Annotated in this window: 2 protein-coding genes; both read left to right on the top strand. The window is 48.0% G+C overall.

Going from position 1 to position 1,869, the window contains the following annotated elements:
• The first annotated feature begins 162 nt into the window (after positions 1 to 162).
• Positions 163 to 1,278 carry a DUF262 domain-containing protein gene (locus A1351_RS04060; RefSeq protein WP_064032303.1) on the top strand — a complete coding sequence of 372 codons (1,116 nt, stop codon included), beginning with the start codon at positions 163 to 165 and terminating at the stop codon, positions 1,276 to 1,278.
• Positions 1,275 to 1,869: MAE_28990/MAE_18760 family HEPN-like nuclease (locus A1351_RS04065; protein ID WP_064032304.1), on the top strand; the 595-nt coding region annotated here is incomplete at its 3' end. The genes A1351_RS04060 and A1351_RS04065, both read left to right, overlap by 4 nt.

Consider the following 1,869-nt stretch of genomic DNA (forward strand, 5'->3'; position numbering starts at 1 on the left):
TGGGTTGGAGCACCATCGCCTTTAAATCGAAGAAGGCCGACAGATATGGGGAAACTCCCCCTGCATTGAACTTTAGTTAGGAGCGATCGAGATAAGCATAGAGAGGCTACCCTCTCTATGCTAAGATCCCACCTAACACCTTGCTTTAAGGACCAAGATTGAATGCTATCGGCAGAAATCGAAAGCGCACAGCGCCTCGTCCGGACAGACGCGTATCAAATGTCGATCGGAGAGATCGTCAGCATGTACGCGCAGAAAGAACTCATAATTGATCCAGAATTTCAACGTCTCTTCCGATGGGATATCGGTCAGAAATCGAAACTAATTGAATCGCTTCTTCTCGGAATTCCGATACCGTCTATTTTCGTTTTTGAGAAAGATAACGGAACTTGGGAACTAATCGATGGCTTGCAAAGAATTTCCACGATTTTGGAATTCATGGGCCAATTGCACTCCAAAGATAAAGGATTGCATTCGCCGTCGATCCTTGAAGCAACCAAATATCTCCCGTCTCTTCACAACGCAGTTTGGGAGCGATCAGAAAACATTCCGGACATTTCTTTGGATGCTCAACAACCCCTCGATAAAACGCAGCAGCTGACGATCCGCAGAGGAAGACTCGGTGTCGAAATCCTCAAACGGCCTAGCGACGACCAGACGAAATATGACCTTTTCCAGCGGCTCAACGCAGGGGGCACTGAAGCAAATGCTCAGGAGCTCAGAAACTGCATAATGTTAATGGTAAATGACAACTATTTTCGAGCAGTGAAGCGAGCGGCGGACCAACCTTCCTTTAGACGAGTTACCTCTGTCACTGAGGAGCAGGTGGAAAGACAACGACATGTCGAGATGGCTGTGCGCTTCTTGGTCCATACCTGCGTACCGTATGATGGGAAGCTCGACGTCGAAGAATACATCGATGAAGGCATAGTGTCCCTTGCACAAACGGGAAACTTCACCGCGGCAGAAGACGTAATCAGCAGAACGTTCACGCTTTTGGACGACATCGCAGGAGAAAATGCTCTCCGCCGCTTCCAAAATAGCACCCATTCCGGAAAAGTTGGGTTAGTCGCCTTAGAAGGGATAGCAGTTGGCGTAGCCAAGAATTTAGATGCGATCCTAGCACTCGGCCCGCAGGATTCTAAGACGTTCGTAAAGCACAAAGCGGAAAGCTTCTGGAGTCAGCCACAGATTGTAGGATTCACCTCTCCTGGCTTACGGGGAACGATACGTATACAACGCACCGTGCCATTCGGCGAGGTATGGTTCCGTCCATGAGCAAACCGTATACGGAGACCGATTTCTCCACCCTGATTATCGACGACCGCAACTGGCGCATCAGGGAGATTTCCGACCTCAAGTCCGCGATCAAGCGCAGTGATCAAATATTACAGAGGGTTCTCCTTCGAGCCATCATTACCGTCTGTTATGCACATTGGGAAGGCTATATCAGGTTCTCAGCGAGGAAATATCTAGAATTTGTAGCGATTAGACGACTCCAATACACACAACTCGACGAGCAGTTCTTTCGGAACTATTTCTTGCCGCGACTGGCCGCCCTCTCCGTTTCAAGAATAAACGTTGTGGATCGCTGCGCGCTTATCGATGAAATCCTGCATTCTTCAGACCGCCGCTTTAGCCGGGTAAATGAAGATTTGGTAAACACAAAATCAAACCTAAATTTTGAAGTATTTTCTGAAATATGTCTAGTTTGCGGCGTTCCTCAAGGCCAATTTGCAGACAAAGCTGCTTTCATCGACGTTATACTTCTTAAGCGCCGAAATGCCATTGCCCATGGTGAAGACACTTTCATATCACTCACCGATTTGGAAGAGGTTACAAACAACACCATAGAGCTGATGCGCGCTT

Origin of the sequence: Methylosinus sp. R-45379, from assembly GCF_001644125.1 — a bacterium.
Classification (GTDB): Bacteria; Pseudomonadota; Alphaproteobacteria; order Rhizobiales; family Beijerinckiaceae; genus Methylosinus.

Excerpts from the sequence above, each read along its gene's own strand:
- A1351_RS04060 (WP_064032303.1), top strand. The coding sequence starts at position 163 with ATGCTATCGGCAGAAATCGAAAGCGCACAGCGCCTCGTCCGGACAGAC.